General features: G+C 59.0%; 1 protein-coding gene. It reads left to right on the top strand.

Features of this window, described 5'->3' with window-relative positions; all coding sequences use genetic code 11:
- Positions 1-290: 290 nt before the first annotated feature.
- Positions 291-434, top strand: a 144-nt coding sequence (locus G3I71_RS53105; RefSeq protein WP_369335592.1) for an NADPH-dependent FMN reductase, incomplete at its 3' end; no start/stop codon positions are given.

Genomic DNA, 434 nt, shown 5'->3' with positions numbered 1-434 from the left:
ACTCGGCGGCCGCTTCTGCCGAACGCCGCGTTCGCCACAGCGCAACAAGACACAGCAGCAAAAGGCCCAGAGCCACGATCAGCAGCAGTTGCAGATTACCCGTATCTGCCAGCCATGCCTGCATTTTTTCCGCCTTACCCATCGGCCTTTGCGCCTGTTCCGATCCGCGGTCCAGCGCCGCTTGCCTGGGACTTTCCACCTTTTCCCCCAAAAATGCAAGCGCGGTGCCCCTTTCCCTACTCGGTCTGCCCCCCTAGCTTGCGGACGGAAACCGCAAAAGGAGATCAGGCATGGTCAAGACCGTCGCCGTCATGGTGGGTTCGCTCCGCAAGGAATCGATCAATCACAAGCTGATGAAAGCACTTCAGAAACTGGCCGATGGCCGGCTGCAGTTTCATCTGCTGCATATCGGCGATCTGCCGCATTACGACGAC

The organism is Streptomyces sp. SID12501 (assembly GCF_010550245.1).
GTDB lineage: Bacteria > Actinomycetota > Actinomycetes > Streptomycetales > Streptomycetaceae > Streptomyces.
The sequence above is the reverse complement of the archived record's forward strand: the minus strand, read 5'-3'. Positions and strand labels throughout refer to the sequence as shown.